We start from the raw sequence: 20,470 nt of genomic DNA, 5'->3' as shown, positions 1-20,470 counted from the left end.
CGTGACCGACCTTACCCCGATCGACCGGCCGGTCGTAGCGGTACACGCGCTGCCAAGCCCGTACCTGCTGTTCCTGGGGGACGTGACCGAACCCGGGTTCGCCAAGACGGCTTTTGGCTTGCGCGACTGGGCCGGCGATCGCTGCATCGGCGAACATGCGCTGCCGAGTGCCACCGTCACGACCGGGCTGGAACGGCTGACGCCGGCGGAGGCGGCGGCGAGGGGAGCGCGGGCGATGGTGATCGGCATCGCCAACCAGGGCGGGGTGATCCCGTCGAGCTGGATGCCGGAGCTGCTGGCCGCGATCGAGGCCGGGCTCGACCTGGTCGCGGGCATGCATCGCCGGCTGGGCGAGATCGCGCCGCTCCGGGAAGCCGCGGCGCGGCGCGGCGTGCGCCTGCACGACCTGCGCGTACCCCCGGCCGATCTGCCGGTCGCGACCGGGCGCAAGCGGTTGGGGCGGCGGTTGCTGACGGTGGGCACCGATTGTGCGCTGGGAAAGAAATATACGGCGCTGGCGATCGCACGCGGGCTGGCGGCGCGGGGCGTCGACGCGACCTTTCGGGCGAGCGGCCAGACCGGAATCATGATCGTGGGGCGCGGGATCGCGATCGATGCGGTGATCGCCGATTTCGCCGCGGGCGCTGCCGAACTGCTGAGCCCCGACGCACCGCCCGATCACCTCGACGTCATCGAGGGGCAGGGGTCGCTGTTCCACCCTGCCTATGCACCCGTGTCGCTGGCGCTGCTGCACGGCAGCCAGCCCGACACGTTCGTCGTCTGCCACCAGCCGGGGCGGAAGGGCATCCTGGGGACGCCGGGCTACCCGGTGCCCTCGATCGAGGCGGTGATCGAGCAGACGGTGCTGGCAGGGCGGCTGACCAACCCCGCGATCCGCTGCGTCGGGATCAGTCTCAACACGGGAGGGATGACGGACGAGGCGGCGGCGGACGTGCTCGCCGAAACGGCGGCGCGGCTGGGCCTTCCGGCTGCGGACCCGATCCGGGGTGGGGACGCCTTCGAACGGCTGCTCGACGCATGCCAAGGTTGAGCCCGGTCGCGGCCGACCGGTTTCGCCGGTTCGTGCTGCCGGGGCTCGCGTTCAAGGCGGTGGTGATCGGCGGCGGCTATGCCACCGGGCGCGAGATCGCGGAGTTCTTCCTGCCCGCGGGGCCGTGGGGCGGGCTGGCGGCGATGCTGCTGGCGACGCTGATCTGGGCGGTCGTGGCGGCCACCACCTTTCACCTCGCCCACAAGATCGGCGCCCGCGACTATCGGACCTTCTTCAAGGCGCTGCTCGGCCGCGGATGGGTGGCGTTCGAGGCGGCGTATCTGGTGTTCATCGTCCTGATCCTGGCGGTATTCGGGGCGGCCGCCGGCGCGATCGGGCAGGCGACGCTGGGCTTGCCGGCAGCCGTGGGCACGGTCGCGCTGATGGTGGGGATCGTCGGCTGTGTGGCCTGGGGCAATGCGGGGGTCGAGCGGGTGTTCGTCTGGGTCTCCGTGCTGCTCTATGCGACCTATGCGACGTTCCTGCTGCTGGCGCTGACCGGGATCGGCGAGCGGATCGCGGCCGCCTTTGAAAGCGCGCCGCCGCCGTCGGGCGACTGGGCGCTCGGGGGCATCACCTATGCGGGCTATAACGTCGTCGGCGCGGTGATCGTGCTGCCGGTGACGCGGCATTTCCGGTCGGGGCGGGACGCCGTCGTCGCGGGGGTGATCGCGGCGCCGCTGGCGATGCTTCCCGCGCTGCTGTTCTTCGTCAGCATGACCGCGTTCCTGCCGGAGATCGCAAGTGCGGTCCTGCCTTCGGATTATATCCTCGTCCGGCTGGGCCACCCCGGCTTTCACCTGCTGTTCCAGGTGATGATCTTCGCGGCGCTGCTGGAAAGCGGCAGCGGCGCGGTGCACGCCGTCAACGAACGGATCGCCCATGCAAGCGCGGGGCGGATCGTGCTGCGGCCCCTCGCCCGCGCGCTCGCGGCCCTGGCGTTGCTGGTGCCGTGCATGCTGATCGCCGAGCGCATCGGGCTGGTGGCGCTGATCGCCTCTGGCTATCGCGCGCTCGCCTGGATGCTGATCCTCCTCTACGTCCTGCCGCTGCTCGTGATGGTGGCGCTGCGCCGCGTCGCAGGCCCGGCGATCCAGCCGGAGACACCATGATGAAGCGCTGCCTTCTCGCCCTGCCGCTGCTGCTGGCCGGGGCACCGGCGCTGGCCGACCCGCCCGCCGGCTTCGACGCGCGCGTGGAGTCCATCCGCACCGCCACCGAGACGCCCGGCATCTCGATCGCGATCGTCGAGGACGGCAAGGTCGTACTCGCCAAGGGCTATGGCGTGCGTCGGCAGGGAGCCGCGCCGAAGGTCGACGCCGACACGCTGTTCATGATCGGGTCGACCGGCAAGGCGTTCACGGTCGCGGCGCTTGCGACCCTGGTCGATGCCGGCAAGATCGGCTGGGACGACAAGGTCATCGACCATCTGCCCGGCTTCCAGATGTACGATCCCTGGGTCACGCGCGAGATGACGGTGCGCGACCTGCTGGTGCATCGCAGCGGCTTAGGGTTGGGTGCGGGCGACCTGCTGCTGGTGCCGCGCGGCAAGCTGTCGCGCGCCGAAGTCGTGGGACGGCTGCGATATCTGAAGCCGGCGACCAGTTTTCGCTCGGGCTATGCCTATGACAACATCCTCTACATCGTCGCGGGCGCGCTGATCGAGGCGGTCAGCGGGCAGGGCTGGGAAGAGTACATGCGCGACCATGTGTTCCGGCCCGGCGGCTTTCCCAACGCCACCGCCGAGATGGCACGGCAATTGTCCGTGCCCGACCGGGCCCAGCCACATGCGCGCTATGGCGGGCCCGTGCGCGGCATCGGCCCTGTTCGGGTGCTCGACGAGCGCGACCGGCTGGGACAGGCAGGCGCGCCTGCCGGGCTGATCGCGGCGAGCGCCAGCGACATGGCGCGCTGGTTGCAGATCCAGCTGGCGGGCGGCGCGCTTCCCGGTGGCAAGGGGCGGCTCTTCAGCGAAGCGGCGGCCAGGGAGATGTGGACACCGGTCACGCCGATGCCGATCGAGCCCTATCCGGAGCCGGTCGCCGGCATCACCCCCAGCTACCAATCCTATGCGCTGGGATGGGACGTGCGCGATTATCATGGCGCCAAGGTGATCTGGCATGCCGGCGGGCTCTTCGGGTTCACGACCGTGGTGGTGCTGATCCCGGAGAAGAAGGTCGGCTTTGCGATCGCCATCAACAGCGAGGAGATCGAGCCTCGCTATGGCCTGATGTACGAGCTGCTCGACCATTATCTGGGGCTGCCGAAGCAGGATTGGCCCGCCCGGTTCGCGGCGTTCAAGCGCAACCGGATCGCTGGGGCCGAGGCGGCGGTGCGCCAGCAGGCGGCAACGCCCGCCCAGGTCGGCCCGTCGCTGCCGGTGGCGCGCTATGCCGGGCGCTATGTCGATCCCTGGTATGGGGCGCTGGCGGTGGGTTCGGACGCAAAGGGGCTGACGGTCGACTTCACGACCACGCCCGGAATGGCGGGCCGGCTGGAGCACTACCAGTATGACAGCTTCGTCGCGCGCTTCGACGATCCGGCGATCGAGCCGGCCTATCTGACCTTTGCGCTGGACGCGGACGGCAAGGTCGCGCGGGTGACCGCCAAGCCCGTGTCGCCGATCGCCGACTTCAGCTTCGACTACAAGGACCTGGACTTCGTGCCCGAGGGAGAGCGGCCATGATGCGACGTTGGTTGGCGGGCCTCGCCTGCGTGATTGCCGCAACCGCGGCGGTTGCCCAGAACGAACTGGCCGTCACGCCGCAGCCGGCGGCGCCCGTGGCCCCGGCCGCCGCATCCGCCCCGGCCCAGCCGGACGCCGCCGCTGCCGCGCCGGCGCTTACCGCGGGCGACGTTGGCACCTGGCTGGACGGCTTCATGCCCACCACGCTGGAGGGGGGCGAGATCGCCGGCGCGCAAGTGGTAGTGGTCAAGGACGGGCAGGTGCTCTTCAAGAAGGGCTATGGCTATGCCGATGTGGCGGCGAGGAAGCCGATGGACGTCGACCGCACGCTGATGCGGATCGGCTCCACCTCCAAGCTGTTCACCTGGACCGCGGTGATGCAGCTGGTCCAGGCGGGCAAGCTCGACCTCAACGCCGACGTCAACCGCTACCTGGATTTCCGGATCGAGCCCAAGGGCGGCCGGGCCATCACCCTCAACGACCTGATGCGCCACCGCGGCGGGTTCGAGGAGGGGCTGAAGGACCTGATGGCGACGGACCCCGCCAAGTGGAAGGATACCGAGCGCTACCTGAAGGAGAATCTGCGCCCGCAGCTGTTCGTCGCGGACCAGGCACCCGCCTATTCGAACTATGGCACCGCGCTGGCCGGCTACATCGTCCAGCGCGTGTCCGGGCAACCGTATGACGTCTACATCGAGCAGCACATCCTGGCGCCGCTCCGCATGGAACGCACCACCTTCCGCCAGCCGCTGCCGCCGGCGTTCGCCCCGCTGATGTCCAAGGGCTATGCCCAGAGCGACATGCCGCCGGTGCCGTTCGAGCTGGTGGGAACGCCGCCCGCGGGTGCCGCCAGCACCACAGGTGCCGACATGGCCAACTTCATGATCGCGCATCTGCAGGACGGACGCTTCGGTGACACCCAGATCCTGCGGCCGGAGACGGCGCGCCTGATGCAGACGCCGGCGGTGCCGCCGCAGCCCGGCTTTGATACGCTCGCGCATGGCTTCTTCTGGGGGCATCGCAACGGGCGGCTGGTGATCGGGCACGGCGGCGACACCATCGTGTTCCACACCGATTTCAACCTGCTGCCACAGGAAGGCGTCGGGTTTTACGCCAGCTTCAACAGCCGGGGAGAAAATGACGCGACCTATGGCGCGCGCGAGCGCCTGTTCCAGCTGTTCCTGGACCGCTATTTCCCGGCGCCGCCGACCCAGACGCCGCCGGCCATCGCCAGCGCTGCCGCCGATGCGGCGGCGCTCGCGGGCTATTACGAGGGTTCCCGACGGGTGGAATCCGGCTTCATCGGCATCTTCTACCTGCTCCAGCAGACCCAGCTGATCCCCAACGAGGACGGCACGATCAGCCTGACGACCCTGCCGGGCAAGCAGTTCCGCGAGATCGCGAAGGGACTTTGGCGGGACGTCGACGGCACCCGGATGCTCCAGGTGTCGGAGGTGAACGGGCGCCGCGCGATCCTCGACAGCCGCAACCCGGTGGAGGTCCTGCAGGCGACGCCGCTTTCGCGCAATCCGACGTTCAACATGGTGATCGCGGCGTTCTCGGTGCTGGTGCTGCTGGCGACGGTGATCGCCTGGCCGGCAACGGCCTGGATCCGTCGCCGCTACGGCGCCCCAAACCCGCTGACGGGCCGGGCGAAGCTTGCCCACCGGCTGGTGCAACTCGCGGCACTGGCCGACCTCGTCTATCTCTTCGGCTGGTACAGGGTGCTTGCGCCGATCCTGAAGCTGCAGGTCGAGGTCTATAACAACGACATGGACGCGACCATTCGCGCGCTCCAGATCGCCGGAATCGTTCCGGTGGTTGCGGCCGCGCTTGGCGTCTGGAACGCGGTGCTGACCTGGCGGCCGGGACGGAGCTGGGGGGAGCGGCTGCGCGCGATCCTGATCGCCGCCGCACTGATCGGCGTGCTGTGGCTCGCCTGGGTGGGCAAGCTGATGAGCTACAACCTGAACTATTGAGCCATCACACGGGCAGGACGGTCGTCGACTTGATCTCCGACAGGGCAACGGTGGAGACGACCTCCTGCACGCCGGGCACGCGCGACAGCTTGTCGAAGAAGAAGCGCTCATAGGCTTCGATATCCTCGGCGACGACGCGCATCAGGAAATCGACCGGGCCCATCAGGACGTAGCATTCCAGCACTTCGGGAAAGGCACGGATCGCCTCTGCGAAATCGTCCAGATGCGCGCGGCCGTGGGCGTTCAGCCTCACCTGCGCAAAGACGTGCGCGTTGAGCCCGATGGCGCGCCGGTCGAGCAGTGCCACGCGCTTTCGGATGATGCCGTCGCGCTCCATCCGGTCGATCCGCCGCCAGCAGGGCGAGGGGGAAAGGCCGACGCGGTCGGCGACCGCGGCAGTCGGCAGACTCGCATCCTCCTGAAGGACGCGGAGGATGCGGCGTTCGGCATCGTCGAGCGGCTGGGTCATTCCATCCTCCATTCCCGCAGCAGGCGGTCAGACTCTTCTCATATCCGAGTTCAAACGGGCGACAAAGGCAAGAACGCCCCGGCTGCCCCGGCTATTTGTTCTGCATGAACTCAGCACAGGGAATGGGTAGATGGACGAACTGATGCCGCCGGAAGCCGTGGTCCGGCTCGACGATCCGCAGACCGGCCTGCGCGGGTTCATCGTACTCCACTCGACCGCGCTCGGGCCGGCCGCCGGCGGGTGCCGGCTGTGGCGCTATGCCGATGAGGCGAGTGCCAGCGAGGACGCGGTTCGGCTCGCGGCCGGCATGACGATGAAGAACGCGCTGGCCGGGCTGCCGCTGGGCGGGGGCAAGGCGGTTCTGATGCTGCCGGATGCGCCGTTCAGCCGTACGCAGCTGTTCGAGGCATTCGGCCGGGCGGTGAACGCACTCGACGGTCGCTATGTCACGGCCGAGGATGTCGGAACGGCGGTCGAGGACATGGCGCTCGTGGCCCAGCACACCCCGCATGTCGCTGGACTGCCGCAGCAGGGCGGGAAGCCCGGCGGCGATCCGTCGCCCTGGACGGCGCTTGGCGTAATCCGGGCGATGGAAGTGGCGGTTCGGCGGCGGCTCGGCCGGTCGCTGTCCGAGGTGACGGTCGCGGTCCAGGGCGTCGGCCATGTCGGGATGGCGCTGTGCGAGTTGCTCCACGCCGCCGGGGCACGGCTGGTGATCGCCGAAGCAAGGTCGGAGGTCGCGGCACGGGCGGCCACCCGCTTCGGCGCGGACCTGGTGTCCTCACGCGCGATCACGACCGTGCCCGCGGATGTGTTCGCGCCCTGTGCGCTGGGCGGCGTGTTGAACATGGCGACGGTGCCCACCCTGACGGCAAAGGTCGTGTGCGGGGCGGCCAACAACCAGCTGGCGATGCCGGAGGCCGCTGCCCTGCTCGCCCGCCGCAAGGTGCTCTATGCCCCCGATTATGTCGTGAACGCGGGCGGGATCATCAATGTCGCGGCGGAGTATCTCGGCTGGTCGCAACAGTCGGTGTCGGTGCGGGTCGACGGGATTGCCGACCGGCTGAGCCAGGTGCTCGACGTGGCGGAGGGACGCGGCATCTCACCGGAACGGGCGGCCGCGCTGCTCGCCCGCCAGGAGGTGGTCGGCGGGCGGCCCGGATGCGACAAGACCGCGTTGGCGGCATGACCACGGCCGCCGTACCGAGCCTGAGCGTCACCGGAGCAGCATCGCCGGCGTTGCTGATGCGGGTCGTCAACCTGATGGCCCAGCACGCGCTGGCGTTCACGCGGCTGGAGGCGGAGCTGGACGACGAGGCGATGGTGATCCGCCTGGACTTCGGCGAATGCGAGCCGCCGCCCGCCAGCCTGGAAAAGCTGCGCTCGTTCGTCGAGGTCTCGGCCGTCCAGCTGGTCCGACGGTAGCAGGGACGACGGGGACGGCGCTTACTTGCCTCCGGAAATGGTGAATTCGGCCATCGCCGACCAGTCCTTTTCGCCAAGTCCCGCTTCCACCGTCTCGGTCATGCGGGCGTGGACGGCGCGCAGCATCGGCAGCGAGCGGTTGGCCGCCTCCGCCGCCTCGGTCGCCAGGCGCAGGTCCTTCAGGCCCAGCACCGCCTTGAACCCGGGCTCATAGTCCCCCTTGGCGATGTTGGCCGAATAGACCTGGTAGGAGCGGCTGCCGAACAAGGTGCCCAGGATCAGCTCCAGGAACTGGTCGCGACCGACACCATTGGCTTCGGTCAGCGCCAGCGCCTCTCCCATCGCCTCGATCGCCATCGCGATCATCATGTTGCAGGCGACCTTGGCGGCGTTGGCCGCCGGCGGCTCGGTGCCGAGATCCCAGATGCGCGCGCCGATCACCTCCAGCAACGGGCGCACGGCGTCGATGTCGGAAGGGGCACCCGCGGCAAGGATGTTCAACTCGCCCCGGGCGGCGACATCCGGCCGGCCGAGTACGGGGGCCGAAACATAGCGGACACCGGCCGCAGCATGCGCTTCGACCAGTTCGCGCGCGAACGCGACGGAGATGGTGGACGCGCCGACATGGATGAGGCCCGGCTTCGCCTGCCCCAGCACCCCGCTGTCGAGCAGTACCGAGCGGATCGCCGCGTCGTCGGCCAGCATGGTCAGCACGGCGTCGCCCTGCAGCGCCTCGGCTGGGGTTTCCACCAGGGTCACGCCCTCGACCCTGCCGCCGGAGCGGTTCCAGGCCTTTACCGTGTGGCCGGCCGCCGCAAGGTTGCGCGCCATCGCGCTTCCCATTGCGCCCAGGCCGATGATGCCAATGTCCATGACTGCGTCTCCTGCTGTGCGTGGGACGGAACGGCTCAACGCTCCTCGCTATCCGTCAGAAGCGTGATCGGGGCACCGGTGCTGCCGCTGCTGAGGCTGTCGGGGGTGACGACGACGGTGGTGCCCGCCACCAGCAGCGGCTGCAGCCGCGCGCGAAACGTCGGGTCCACGGTGATGCTGTCCTTGCCGACCGCTAGCGTCGCCGCGTCTGCGGTCTTGCTGTCCCAGGGGAGGGCAACCCGGGTCCAGCGGGGCCCCGTCGCATCGATGCCGCCGACGACATAGGCGGCGGGGCGGGGGATCGCACCCTTCAGGCTGATGGGCGCGGCGCCGATCTCGATGCCGTTCCGAAGAACCAGCACCCGGCGGTCGGCGGCGCTGACGATGATCGATACCGGCCCGGAAGGCGCACGCTCCGGCTGCCAGAAGCCGGGCTGTGCGGGGGGCGTGCGCGAGGTCTTCCCCGCCTTCAGCAGTTCCGGCGTGGGCGCGACCCGCGGCACCGGCGCGTCGTCGGTAATGACGACCGTCATCCCCCTGCTGGTGACGCCGTAGAGCAGCCGCGCAAAGGCGAGCGGCAGCCGGACGCAGCCGTGGGAGGCGGGATAGCCGGGCAGATTGCCCGCGTGCATCGCGATCCCGTCCCACGTCAGCCGCTGCATGAACGGCATGGGCGCGTTGTTGTAGAGGTTCGACTTATGGTCGACCGCCTTTTGCAGGATCGTGAAGACGCCGGTCGGCGTCTCGTGCCCCTTGGTCCCGGTCGAGACGGTGGAAACGCCGATCATCACCCCGTTGCGATAGACATAGGCGCGCTGGAGGCGAAGGCTGACGACCACCAGCATGGGCCCGGCGGGTGCGACCTGGGGCGCCCAGAAAAAGCCGCCGGGCTTCAGCTTGTGCACCGCCTCGACGACGCTGAGGGCGGAGGGTTCCGACTGTCGCGCCGCAGCGCCCGGCGCGGCCAGGAGCGTAGCGGCGAACATCAGGCGAGCGAGCGAACAAGACCGGAGAAGCATGGCAACCGCTATCGCGTATTTGCGGGCATCGGACCAGCCGGTGCCGCGTCCCGCCCACCAGTGTTACCTGCTATTGCGAATGAGACGCATTTCGCATAGCCACATGCGCGTCGGGCTTCGGAGTCGAAGGCCGGGAGTGTGGGGAAAGTCATGAAGTCGAAGATCGCGTTCTTGCTTGGCGGTGCATCCGTCCTCGTTGCCGTGCCGGCCACGGCGCAAGTTGCCGAGGAAGAGGGTTCGGGCGAGGAGATCGTGGTGGTCGGGTCCTACACGCTGCCGGACGCGATCGACACGGCGACGGGCCTCGGCCTGACGGTGCAGGAGACGCCGCAGTCGGTCAGCATCGTGACCGCGCAGCGCATTCTCGACCAGAATTTGATCAGCGTGAAGAATGTTATCGAGAACGCCGTGGGCGTTACGGCCAACGAGACCGATGACGTGCGCAATTCCTTCTACGCACGCGGATTCCAGATCACCAACACCCAGCTCGACGGCGTGCCGACCGCCTGGGCGCTGGGCGGCGACTCCGGCGAGACCCTGGCCGACGTCTCGATCTATGATCGCGTCGAAATCGTGCGGGGCGCGACCGGCCTGTTGAGCGGGGCTGGCGACCCGTCCGCTTCGGTCAACCTGGTGCGCAAGCATGCGGTCAGCACCGACCTGACCGGCTATGTCAGCGGCAGCTATGGCAGCTGGGATACGTGGCGGCTGTCGGGTGATATCGGCGGCGCCGTGACCCCGGACGGCAGCCTGCGCTTCCGAGCGGTGGGTCGGTACGAGGAAGGCGGCAGCCAGATCGACGGCTATCACAACGACAAGCTGGTACTCTACGGCACGATCGACGCGGACATCACCAAGGACACGTTGCTGCGTGTCGGCTTCAGCCACCAGGAGGGCAATCCTAATGGTGCGGCCTGGGGCGCGTTGCCGTCCTTCTACAGCGACGGCAGCTTCGCCCGCTGGAAGCGGTCGAAATCGACGGCTGCGAAGTGGACGCACTGGGACAGCAGCAACCAGAACTTCTTTGTGAGCCTGCGTCACGACTTTGGTGGCGGCTGGAGCGCGCAGGCGAACTATAATCGCATCCGCAACACGCAGAATACCAAGCTTCTGTATCTCTACGGCCTGGTGGACCGGGATACCGGCCTGGGCCTCGCCAGCAATCCCTATCATGCCGAGGGCGAGAGCATCCAGAACAGCTATGACGGCCAGATCAAGGGCAAGGTCTCGCTGTTCGGCCGCGACCATGAAGTCGTAGTGGGGGCGCTGCGCAGCAATCTAAAGCGTCACGCCGATACCTTCGCCGCGCTCAACATTCTCGATCCTTCCGATCCGTTCTCGTGGCCGCCCGCCGGTGATTTTAACAATTGGACGGGCGAGTCATACGCCTATCCCGGCTTTTCCGATGTGGCGGAGCGCGCCTCGCAGGAGAAGATCACCCAGACCGGCTTCTACGGCGTGGTGCGGGCCAATATTTCCGATCGGCTGAAAGTAATCGGTGGCGGGCGTCTCGCCAGCTGGAAGCAACGCGGCTTCGCCTATGGCGTAACCAGCAACTACGGGAATGACAATGTCTTCATCCCCTATGTCGGCGCGCTCTATGACCTGACGCCCAACCACCATCTCTACGCAAGCTATACCAAGATCTTTCAGCCGCAGAACAACCTCGACCGGAACCTGCGCCAGCTCGATCCGCTCGACGGCAAGGCGTATGAGATCGGGTTGAAGAGTTCGTTCTTCGGGGACGCGCTGCAGACGTCGCTCGCGCTGTTCCGGATCGAGCAGGACAACCTCGCCGTGCTCGATGGGCCGCCGATCCTGGTTCCCGGCAATGCGCTGCCGGTGCAGCCGTACATCGCCGCCGACGGCGTGGTCAGCAAGGGATTCGAGGTCGAAGTCACGGGCCGGCCGCTGGAGGGCTGGAACGTCAACTTCGGCTACAGCCAGTTCAAGATGGACGCCAACTATGACCAGCCGCGACGCCTGCTGAAGCTGTTCACGACCTATACGGTCGGCGACCTGACGTTCGGCGGCGGCGTGAACTATCGGAGCAAGGCCTATACCGACGGCCTCAACCCGGTCACCGGCGGGAACTTCCGCTTCCAGCAGGACGGCTATGCCCTGGTCAACCTGATGGCGCGCTACGCCGTGACCGATAACCTGCAGGTCCAGGCGAATGTCGAGAACCTACTCGACAAGACCTATTTCAGCCAGATCGGCTTCTTCAGCCAATATCGCTACGGCCTGCCCCGCACCGCCACGCTCACGGCGACCTATCGCTTCTGAGGACGCGCGCGCCTGACAGCGATCAGGCGCGCGCTGCGGCCGCGGCGGCGAGCGCGCGTTCGCGTCCCTCCCGGTGGCCGATGCGGGGGCGGGGGTAGCCGGCCGGGGCGACGCCGGCGGCGTGCGGATCGTGGATCGCCGCGTCGTCGAGCCTGGCGAGTTCGGGCACCCATTCGCAGATATAGCCGGAGGCGTCGAACTTGGGCGACTGGACGAGCGGGGCCATGATGCGGCCGAAGGGGCTTGAGTCCACGCCGGTGCCTGCCACCCATTGCCAGTTGACGCTGTTGTTGCCGTAGTCGGCGTCGACCAGGCAGTCCCAGAACCAGCGCTCGCCCCGGCGCCAGTCGATCAGCAGGTGCTTTACCAGGAAGCTCGCCGTGATCATTCGCACGCGATTGTGCATCCAGCCGATGTGCCACAGCTGTCGCATGCCGGCGTCGACGATCGGATAGCCGGTGCGCCCGCGCGTCCAGGCGCGGAAGTCGGCGTCCGCCGCTTCGCCGGTTCGCCAGCGCAGGGCATCCATCGCCGGCCGACCATTGGCCGTGGCATAATCGGGCAACTGCAGGATCAGGTTGGCCGCGAAGTCCCGCCAGCCGAGCTCGCGCAGATATGGCTCTGCGCCGGTGCGCCGGGCGAGGGCATGCCACACGGTCGCGGGTGAAATCTCGCCGAAGTGGAGATGGGGGGAGAGGCTGGAGGTGCCGTCGATGGACGGCAGGTTGTGGTTCTGGTCATATCCTCCGACCTCCTCCGCAAAGGTTTCGAGCCGTTCGGCGGCGCCGGCCGCACCGGGGGTCCAGTGCGCGAAACCTCCTGCCCAGTCGGGAGCGCGCGGGAGCAGGTCCCAGTCCTCCAGGCGCTCTCCACGGGGCGGGCTTGCCATGCCGCGCAACGATTCCGGCACAGGCTGGGGGGCAGGGGGCGGCATCTGCTGCTGGAGCGCGCGCCAGAAGGGGGTGAAGATGCGAAAGCGACCGCCGGTGCCGGTGCGCACGAGCCCGCTCTCCGCCAGCAGCCGGCCGGGGTGACGGACGAGTTCGACCACCTCCGCGAGCGCCGCTTCGGCGGCGCACCACCAAGGCTCCTGGTGGGCGAGGCAGTGGACCCGGGCCGCACCCACTTCTCGCGCCAGCCGCGCCACTTCTTCGGCAGCGCGACCGCGCCGCAGCACCAGGGGAACGCCGCGCGCCGCCAGCGCATCGGCAAGCGCCTTCAGCGCGTGGTGCAGCCACCAGCGTTGCGCGGCGCCGATCCGCCAGTCGCCGGGTGTCTCGTCATCGAGGACATAGACCGCGAGCACGGGCCCTTCGGCCGCGGCCGCAGCAAGGGCCGGCTGGTCGGCAAGTCGCAGGTCCTGTCGAAACCAGACGATGCTGGGGGTATCGGATTTGGCCATCGCGGCTGAATGCGCGAGGCGGGTCGCCGGATGCACGCCGCGCCGCTTTATATGGGCATTCGCTATGGGGCTCAGGTGGCGCGGCCGTCCTGGGGAGGCGCAAAGGCGCGCAGGAAGATGTCGGCGGCGTTCTGCGCCTCCCGCTCGATCTCCTGCTCAGACGGGGCGGGCGCGCCCCACAGTATCCGCTGCTGAACGCCGAGACACAGCGAGGTCAGCGCATAGGCGGCGACATGGGGATCCGCCTGGCGCAGCTGGCCCGCCTTCATCGCGGCCTCAAAGAAATCGGCGAGCAGCTGACGGGTGCGTTGCGGCACCCGCGAGAAAATCTTGCCAACTTCGGGCGATCGCGCGGCTTCGGCCGCGACCAGGCGATGGAGCTGGACAGCCTCGATCGAGGTAGTTTTTGCGAGGAATCCGCGTGTGAAGGCGAGAACCGTTGCTGCCACGTCTGGCGTGGGCCGCAATAAATCGGTGAGTTTCTGGCGATAATCGGCGGTCGCATCGTCGAGGACGGCCGAAAAAAGCTCTTCCTTGGAAGGAAAATAATTCCAGAGAGTCGCCTTGGATCCCCCGACCTCGGCAGCGATGGCGGACATCGAGGTTGCCGCATAGCCGTTATCGAGGAACATCCTCCTCGCGGTGGCAAGCATGCCAAGACGACGGTCGTGCTTGCGCGCTTCGCGCTTGCCGGAGACCTTGGGTTCGGCGGGTTCCATTGCTGTACTATAGAGTACAGTTTCATGTTGACAAGACAAACGACCGGGCCCATCTCCCTGACCGTACCAACCAGTACGGTATTATTTTCACATGAACCAAAGCATGTTTCGGCCGCTGTTGCTCGCTGCAGCGGCCGGTGTCGTCCCGCTGGCTGCGTGTGCGCCAGTACCGCAGCTCGGGGCCCGGCCAGAGGTGCGCGCTGCGCAGAGCTATGCCGCTGAGCAGAGCCTTGCCGCGCGCGGCACCGCCGCCGCATGGCCGGCAGCCGACTGGTGGAGCAGCTTCGGCGATCCGCAGCTCAGCGCCCTGATTGAGGAGGGACTGGCCGACTCGCCGGACGTGGTTGCGGCCGCGGCGCGGCTGCGCTCCGCGCGTGCCTTTGTCGAGCGGACAGAAGCCTCCCGGCTGCCGTCCGTGGGCGTCGAGGCGAGGGCCAGCGAGAACAAGCAGAGCTACAACAACGGCATCCCGGCCGAGTTCGTGCCCAAGGGCTGGAACGATACCGGCTCGGTCGCGCTCAACCTGGGCTTCGACCTTGACCTGTGGGGCCGCAACCGCGCCTCGCTCGCCGCGGCGACGTCCGAGGCGGAGGCATCGCGGATCGACGTCGAGCAGGCGCGGCTGGTGCTCTCCACCAACATTGCTGCCGCCTATGCGGACCTGGCGCAGCTTGCCGCCGAGCGTGACGTGCAGCTGCGCGCGCTCGAAGTGCGCGGCCGGACGCAGCAGCTGGTCGCCCAGCGCGTCGCCAACGGTCTCGATACCCGCGCCGAGGTCAAGCAGGCCGAGGCGGCGATCCCGGCCGTGCGCGCGCAGATCGCCGCGATCGACGAGAACATCGGCCTCACCCGCAACCGGCTCGCCGCGTTGCTCGGCAAGGGGCCGGACCGGGGCCTCAGCATCGCGCTGCCGCCCCTTCCCGCGGCACGCCGGACCCTGCCCGCCGGCGTCACGACCGACCTGATCGGCCGCCGTCCCGATATCGCCGCCAGCCGCGCACGGGTCGAGGCGCGTGCGAGCGAGATCAAGGTGGCGCGCGCAGACTTCTATCCCGCGATCAACCTCAATGCGCTGATCGGCTTCCAGTCGCTGGGCCTTGGCAACCTCTTCAAGAGCGGGTCGACCTATGGTCAGGCCGGGCCTGCGCTCAGCCTGCCGATCTTCCGCGGCGGACAGCTCTCCGGCCAATACCGGGGTGCGCGCGCCAGTTATGACGAAGCCGTCGCCAGCTATGACAGCACCGTCACCGCGGCCTATCGCGAAGTCGCCGATGCGGTGACCAGCCAGCGCGCACTGGTCGACCGGCTGGCGCAGACGCGCGAGGCACTGGCCGCATCCGAGCAGGCCTGGTCGCTCGCGCGCCAGCGCTACGAGGGCGGACTTTCAACCTTCCTCGACGTCCTTACCGCGGAAGACCGCGTGCTCCAGAACCGCACTGCGGTGGCAGAGCTGGAGGCGCGGGCGTTCACGCTCGACGTCCAGCTGGTCCGCGCGCTTGGCGGCGGCTTTTCCCTCAACACCGCGGCCGAGACCGCACGCAAGGACCCGACCCATGGCTGACGCCGCCCTCCCCAACCAGGCCGCAGTCGATGCGGCCAAGCCCAACGGGCGCCGCAAGAAGCTGCTCGGGATCATCGCGCTGGTCGTGGTGATCGCGGCGCTGGCCTATGGCACCTATTACCTGCTGGTCGCGCGCCATTATGTCAGCACCGACAACGCCTATGTCGGCGCCGACACCGCCAGCGTCACCCCCATGCTCGCGGCCCAGGTGGCGAGCGTCGAGGTCGCCGATACCCAGACGGTACGCCGTGGCACCGTGCTCGTCCGGCTCGACGACGCCGACGCCCGCATCGCCGTGGCACAGGCCGAGGCGGAGCTCGCCCGGGCTCGCCGCCAATATGGCCAGACCTCGGCCACCAGCACGGCGCTTGCCGCGCAGGTGCAGGCGCGCGATGCCGATATCACCCGCGCGCGCGCCCAGCTGGTCGCGGCCCAGGCCGATTATGATCGCGCCCGGATCGACCTGGAGCGCCGCCAGCGGCTGGCGCCCAATGGCGCGGTCTCCGGCGAGGAACTGAGCAGCGCGACCAATGCCTTTGCGACGGCGCGCGCCAATCTGGAGCTGGCACGCGCCGGCGTTTCCCAGGCGAGCTCCACGCGCGGGGCGGCGACCGGGCAGCTGGCGGCGAACAACGCGCTGATCAGCGGCACCACCTCGTCGACCGCGCCCGAGGTGCTGGCGGCACAGGCCAAGCTCGCCCAGGCGAAGCTCGACCTGGAGCGGACCGTGATCCGCGCGCCGGTCGATGGCGTCATCACCCGTCGCAACGTGCAGGTCGGCCAGCGTGTCGCACCGGGCACGGCGCTGATGCTGATCGTGCCGCTCAACCAGCTCTACGTCGATGCGAACTTCAAGGAAGGCCAGCTGAACCGCGTCAAGGTCGGACAGCCCGTGACCCTCACCTCCGACCTTTATGGCGGGGACGTGGAATATCACGGTCGCGTCGTCGGCTTTTCCGGCGGCACCGGATCGTCGTTCGCGCTGATCCCGGCGCAGAACGCGACCGGCAACTGGATCAAGGTGGTCCAGCGGCTGCCGGTGCGGGTCGCGCTCGATCCCAAGGAGCTCCAGGCCCACCCCCTGCGGGTCGGCCTTTCGATGGACGCCGAGATCGACCTGCGGTCGCACTGAGGACAAGCGCATGAACGGCAAGCCCGAAGCCGCCACGTCCCTGTCGGGCGTGCGGCTGTTGCTCGCGGGTGCGGTGCTCGCGCTCACGAACTTCATGGTGGTGCTCGACACCACCATCGCCAACGTCTCGGTTCCGCACATCTCGGGCAGCCTCGCCATTTCGAGCAGCCAGGGGACGTGGATCATCACCTCCTATGCGGTGGCGGAGGCGGTGTGCGTGCCGCTCACCGGCTGGCTTGCCGGGCGGTTCGGGACGGTGCGGGTCTTTACCTTCGGGATGATCGGCTTCGGCGTCTTTTCCGTGCTGTGCGGGCTTTCGACCACGCTCGGCATGCTGATCGCGTGCCGGATCGGGCAGGGGCTGTGCGGTGGCCCGCTGATGCCGCTGTCGCAGGCACTGTTGGTCCGCATCTTTCGTCCCGACCAGCGCGCCCAGGCGATGGGGGTGTGGTCGATGACCACCGTGGTCGCGCCGATCATGGGGCCGATTTTGGGCGGCACGATCAGCGACAGCTGGTCGTGGCACTGGATCTTCTTCATCAACATTCCGGTAGCCGCAGTCTGTGCCTTTGGTGCGATGCGCCTGTTGCGGGAGGTGGAGACGCCGACCCAGCCCGTGCGGGTCGACCGGGTCGGCCTGATGCTGATGCTGCTGTGGATCGGCGCGCTCCAGATCATGCTCGACCTGGGTCGCGAGCACGACTGGTTCAACGACCGCACCATCGTCATGCTGGCGGTGATCGCAGTCGTCGGCTTCCTGGTGTTCCTTGCCTGGGAAGCGACGGAGAGCCAGCCGATCGTGGACCTGCGCGTGTTCCGGCATCGCGGCTTCAGCGTGGCGGTGGCCTCGCTTGCCTTTGCGTTCGGCACCTTCTTCGCGTCGGCGGTGATCATCCCGCAATGGCTGCAGATGAGCATGGGCTATACGGCGACCTATGCCGGCTATGCCACGGCCTTCACCGGGGTGGCGGCGGTGATCATGTCACCGATCGTGGCTAAGATGTCGAACAAGATGGATCCGCGACCGCTGATCTGTTTCGGGATCGTCTGGCTGGGCCTCGCGTCGCTGCTGCGGGTGCATTGGAACAGCGAGGCGGATTTCTGGTCGCTGGCGCTGCCGCAGATGCTCCAGGGCTTCGGCATGCCGTTCTTCTTCATCCCGCTCACCACCCTCGCGCTCAGTTCGGTGGAGCCGCAGGAGACGGCGTCGGCGGCCGGCGTGATGGCGTTCCTGCGCACCATGGCCGGCGCGATCGGGACTTCCGTGGTGGCGACAATGTGGGACGACAGCGCGCGCGTCGCGCGCAACGAGATCGTGAGCAACCTCAACGACGGCCGCACGGTGGAAGCGCTGACCGCACAGGGCATGCCGCTGGACCAGATCCGCGCGGTGATCGCCCAACTGGTCGAGCGCGAGAGCATGGCGCTGGCGACGACGCACGTGTTCCTGATCTCGGCGATCGCCTTTTTCGCGGCGGCGACGATCATCTGGCTGGCGCCACGTCCCCGCCGTGCCGCGGACCGGAGCGCGGCACACTAGAGTGTCCGGGCGGCGTGGTTCTGCTGCGCCGCCCGCACTTGCCGCATGGTTGCAGGCAGAAGGACGGCGCACAGCCGCGCCCAGCACGTCCGCGCGGGTCCCCGAGGGGAGTATCTGATTTTCTAGGAGAAAATGGTGCTGCCGGTGAGGATTGAACTCACGACCTCAGCCTTACCAAGGATGCGCTCTACCACTGAGCTACGGCAGCACACGCGGGCAGTTGCCAGCGGAGGGGCGCCTATGTGCGGGGCGCGAAAGATTGTCAACCCGCTGTCCGGCGGTTTATCCCGGGCAGAGATGAACGATACCGAGAAACAGGCGCGACTGGCGCGGGCGCTGCGGGAGAATCTTCGGCGACGCAAGGCACAGGCGCGGGCCGCCGACGCGGAACCAGCGGCTGCTGAGGCGGACCCGAAGGAAGGGCCGCCACAGCAGCGCTGATCGCGCGCGCCCTCAGTCGAGCGGCGCGCACTTCCCGGCAAGCCATGCCCGGGTGTCCCCATCGAGCAGCGGCCCGGCGCGGCGCAGCGTTTCGGCATGGTAGGCGTCGACCCAGGCGCGCTCCTGTGGTGTCAGCAGCGCGGGATCGATGAGGCGGCGTTCGATGGGCACGAAGCTGGTCGTCTCGAACGCGAGCATCGGCACCTCTCCGCCGGCGATCGGGCGATCCACCACCAGCATCAGGTTCTCGATGCGGATGCCGTATTCGCCGGCCTTGTAATAGCCGGGCTCGTTGGAGAGCAGCATGCCCGCGCGCAGCGGCTCGAGCGGGCCGCCGCCGGGATAGGTCGGCTGGGCGATCCGCTGCGGCCCCTCGTGAACCGACAGATAGGCGCCGATGCCGTGGCCGGTGCCATGCGCGAAATCGAGGCCGACTTCCCACAGCGGGCGGCGGGCGAAGCCGTCGATCTGTGCCCCGGTGGTGCCGTGGGGGAAGACTGCGGTGGCAACCGCGATGTGCCCCTTGAGCACGCGGGTGAAGCGGTCGCGCATCTCGGCAGTCGGCTCCCCCACCGGCATCACGCGCGTGATATCGGTGGTGCCGTCCGCATATTGGCCGCCGGAGTCGATCAGGAACAGCTGGCCCGGCAGGATCGGCGCGTTGGATTCGGGTGTCACCTTGTAGTGCGGGCTGGCGCCATGCGCGCCGGTGGCGGAGATCGTCTCGAACGACAGGTCCTTGAGCACCCCGGTTTCGGCGCGAAAGGCGTGCAGCTGCTCGGCGGCGTCGATCTCGGTCAGACCGCCTTCGGGTGCGGTCTGTTCGAACCATTTGAGGAACCGCACCAGCGCGGCGGCGTCACGGGCCTGGGCAGCGGCATGGCCGGCGATCTCGACGGGGTTCTTGATCGCCTTTGCGAGCACGACGGGGTCGCGCACCGGCAGCAGCGTGGCGCCGGCAGCATCGAGCGCATCGAAGATCGCCGCGACGGCGCGCTCGGGATCGACGGCGACGCGCTTGCCGGCGAGGGCGCGCAGGGCCGGGGCGAACTCGGCCTTGTCGCGGACGCGCACGGCGTTGCCGAGGTGACGGTGAACGGCGTCGCCGACCTTGTCCGGCGCGACGAACAGCTCGGCCGTGCCGTCGGCGGCGACCAGCGCATAGGAAAGGGCGACCGGGGTGTGGGTGACGTCGGTGCCGCGCACGTTGAATGCCCAGGCGATCGAATCGAGCGCGGAGAGCACCAGCGCGTCCGCGCCCTGGCCGCGCAGCCAGTCGGCGAGCTCGGCACGCTTGTTCGCGGCGCTGCGGCCGGCGAGATCGTCCGGCTGCACGGCAAGCGGCGCATCGGACGGCTGCGGCCGGTCCGCCCAGAGCGCATCGATCGGGTTGGCCGCGACGGCCACCAGCATGCCGCCGCGCGGGGCGAGGGCGGCGGCCGTCTGCTCTACCCAGCCGCGCGTGTGCAGCCACGGGTCATAGCCGATCCGTCCGTCCTTTGGCGCATGGCCCGCGAGCCAGCCGGCGACGCTCTCCTGCGGCACCTGGCAGAAGCTCCAGTCAGCACTGTCGACCTGCTCGCGCACCTGCAGCGTGTAGCGCCCGTCGGTGAACATCGCCGCGTCGCCCGCGAGCACGACTGCGGTGCCGGCCGATCCCTGGAAGCCGGTGAGCCATGCCAGCCGCTGGGCATAGCCACCGACATATTCGCTCATGTGTTCGTCGGTCAGTGGGACGACGAAGCCGTCTAGCCCTTCCTGCGCAAGGCGGGTGCGAAGGGCGGCGAGGCGGTCGGAAAAGGGGGGCATGATGCAATCCATCTGGTTTCGGTGCCGCAGCCGATCAGCAGCATGCGGCGCAATCCGGGTCGATTTGCCAGATTTGTC

The 20,470-nt window shown here is 68.5% G+C and carries 17 protein-coding genes and 1 tRNA gene; 11 read left to right on the top strand and 7 right to left on the bottom strand.

The window, feature by feature from the left end:
* The first annotated feature begins 1 nt into the window (after window position 1).
* Genes QP045_RS06835 through QP045_RS06820 form a run of 4 tightly spaced genes read left to right on the top strand, consistent with a single transcriptional unit; the run spans window position 2 to window position 5,716 of the window.
* Window positions 2–1,051: a DUF1611 domain-containing protein gene (locus QP045_RS06835; RefSeq protein WP_422514224.1), complete on the top strand. Its 1,050-nt coding sequence runs from the start codon at window positions 2–4 to the stop codon at window positions 1,049–1,051.
* Window positions 1,039–2,163: a hypothetical protein gene (locus QP045_RS06830; protein WP_422514223.1), complete on the top strand. Its 1,125-nt coding sequence runs from the start codon at window positions 1,039–1,041 to the stop codon at window positions 2,161–2,163. Before QP045_RS06835 ends, QP045_RS06830 begins: the two co-directional genes overlap by 13 nt.
* Window positions 2,163–3,737: a serine hydrolase gene (locus QP045_RS06825; RefSeq protein WP_422514222.1), complete on the top strand. Its 1,575-nt coding sequence runs from the start codon at window positions 2,163–2,165 to the stop codon at window positions 3,735–3,737. The genes QP045_RS06830 and QP045_RS06825 overlap by 1 nt, the downstream gene beginning before the upstream one ends.
* Window positions 3,734–5,716, top strand: coding sequence for a serine hydrolase domain-containing protein (locus QP045_RS06820; protein ID WP_422514221.1), 1,983 nt, complete (start codon window positions 3,734–3,736; stop codon window positions 5,714–5,716). Before QP045_RS06825 ends, QP045_RS06820 begins: the two co-directional genes overlap by 4 nt.
* Before the next feature lie 4 nt (window positions 5,717–5,720).
* Here the strand turns inward: QP045_RS06820 and QP045_RS06815 are convergent, their stop codons facing one another.
* Entirely contained in the window at window positions 5,721–6,185 is a 465-nt protein-coding gene (locus tag QP045_RS06815) for an Lrp/AsnC family transcriptional regulator (protein ID WP_422514220.1), read from the bottom strand.
* A 130-nt stretch (window positions 6,186–6,315) separates the two neighbouring features.
* Here QP045_RS06815 and QP045_RS06810 point away from each other — a divergent pair, with 130 nt between their 5' ends.
* A complete protein-coding gene (locus QP045_RS06810) occupies window positions 6,316–7,374 on the top strand; it encodes a Glu/Leu/Phe/Val family dehydrogenase (RefSeq protein WP_422514219.1) in 1,059 nt (352 codons plus the stop codon).
* Window positions 7,371–7,610 (top strand): hypothetical protein, encoded by a 240-nt coding sequence (locus QP045_RS06805; RefSeq protein WP_422514218.1) that lies wholly within the window; start codon window positions 7,371–7,373, stop codon window positions 7,608–7,610. Before QP045_RS06810 ends, QP045_RS06805 begins: the two co-directional genes overlap by 4 nt.
* A 21-nt stretch (window positions 7,611–7,631) precedes the next feature.
* On the opposite strand, the gene QP045_RS06800 is transcribed toward QP045_RS06805, so the two are convergent.
* Together QP045_RS06800 and QP045_RS06795 are read right to left on the bottom strand one after the other, a co-directional pair.
* On the bottom strand, window positions 7,632–8,483 hold the full coding sequence (locus QP045_RS06800) for an NAD(P)-dependent oxidoreductase (RefSeq protein WP_422514217.1): 852 nt from the start codon (window positions 8,481–8,483) through the stop codon (window positions 7,632–7,634).
* A 35-nt stretch (window positions 8,484–8,518) separates the two neighbouring features.
* Window positions 8,519–9,502 carry a L,D-transpeptidase gene (locus QP045_RS06795; protein ID WP_422514216.1) on the bottom strand — a complete coding sequence of 328 codons (984 nt, stop codon included), beginning with the start codon at window positions 9,500–9,502 and terminating at the stop codon, window positions 8,519–8,521.
* 150 nt (window positions 9,503–9,652) lie between these two features.
* On the opposite strand from QP045_RS06795, the gene QP045_RS06790 reads away from it, so the two are divergent.
* Window positions 9,653–11,788, top strand: a complete 2,136-nt coding sequence (locus tag QP045_RS06790; protein ID WP_422514215.1) for a TonB-dependent siderophore receptor — start codon at window positions 9,653–9,655, stop codon at window positions 11,786–11,788.
* 22 nt (window positions 11,789–11,810) lie between these two features.
* On the opposite strand, the gene QP045_RS06785 is transcribed toward QP045_RS06790, so the two are convergent.
* Both QP045_RS06785 and QP045_RS06780 read right to left on the bottom strand, forming a co-directional pair.
* Window positions 11,811–13,190 carry a cryptochrome/photolyase family protein gene (locus tag QP045_RS06785; protein WP_422514214.1) on the bottom strand — a complete coding sequence of 460 codons (1,380 nt, stop codon included), beginning with the start codon at window positions 13,188–13,190 and terminating at the stop codon, window positions 11,811–11,813.
* 71 nt (window positions 13,191–13,261) lie between these two features.
* Complete coding sequence (locus QP045_RS06780; protein WP_422514213.1) at window positions 13,262–13,909, bottom strand: TetR/AcrR family transcriptional regulator; 648 nt, start codon at window positions 13,907–13,909, stop codon at window positions 13,262–13,264.
* Between the two features lie 103 nt (window positions 13,910–14,012).
* Here QP045_RS06780 and QP045_RS06775 point away from each other — a divergent pair, with 103 nt between their 5' ends.
* From QP045_RS06775 to QP045_RS06765, 3 genes are read left to right on the top strand one after another with little or no spacing between them, the layout of a single operon-like run.
* Window positions 14,013–15,470: an efflux transporter outer membrane subunit gene (locus QP045_RS06775; RefSeq protein WP_422514212.1), complete on the top strand. Its 1,458-nt coding sequence runs from the start codon at window positions 14,013–14,015 to the stop codon at window positions 15,468–15,470.
* Window positions 15,463–16,602 carry an HlyD family efflux transporter periplasmic adaptor subunit gene (locus tag QP045_RS06770; protein ID WP_422514211.1) on the top strand — a complete coding sequence of 380 codons (1,140 nt, stop codon included), beginning with the start codon at window positions 15,463–15,465 and terminating at the stop codon, window positions 16,600–16,602. The genes QP045_RS06775 and QP045_RS06770 overlap by 8 nt, the downstream gene beginning before the upstream one ends.
* A gap of 10 nt (window positions 16,603–16,612) precedes the next feature.
* The gene (locus QP045_RS06765; RefSeq protein WP_422514210.1) at window positions 16,613–18,142 is read left to right on the top strand and encodes a DHA2 family efflux MFS transporter permease subunit; all 1,530 of its coding nucleotides are present in this window, start codon (window positions 16,613–16,615) and stop codon (window positions 18,140–18,142) included.
* A gap of 133 nt (window positions 18,143–18,275) precedes the next feature.
* Here QP045_RS06765 and QP045_RS06760 read toward each other — a convergent pair.
* Window positions 18,276–18,350 (bottom strand) — tRNA-Thr (locus QP045_RS06760).
* 89 nt (window positions 18,351–18,439) lie between these two features.
* Between QP045_RS06760 and QP045_RS06755 the strand changes: the two genes are divergently transcribed.
* On the top strand, window positions 18,440–18,583 hold the full coding sequence (locus QP045_RS06755; protein ID WP_422514209.1) for a hypothetical protein: 144 nt from the start codon (window positions 18,440–18,442) through the stop codon (window positions 18,581–18,583).
* A 12-nt stretch (window positions 18,584–18,595) separates the two neighbouring features.
* On the opposite strand, the gene QP045_RS06750 is transcribed toward QP045_RS06755, so the two are convergent.
* The gene (locus tag QP045_RS06750) at window positions 18,596–20,392 is read right to left on the bottom strand and encodes an aminopeptidase P family protein (protein ID WP_422514208.1); all 1,797 of its coding nucleotides are present in this window, start codon (window positions 20,390–20,392) and stop codon (window positions 18,596–18,598) included.
* Window positions 20,393–20,470: the final 78 nt, after the last annotated feature.

The sequence above is a fragment of the Sphingomonas sp. 3-13AW genome (assembly GCF_049311085.1).
Lineage (GTDB): Bacteria > Pseudomonadota > Alphaproteobacteria > Sphingomonadales > Sphingomonadaceae > Sphingomonas.
The sequence above is the reverse complement of the archived record's forward strand: the minus strand, read 5'-3'. Positions and strand labels throughout refer to the sequence as shown.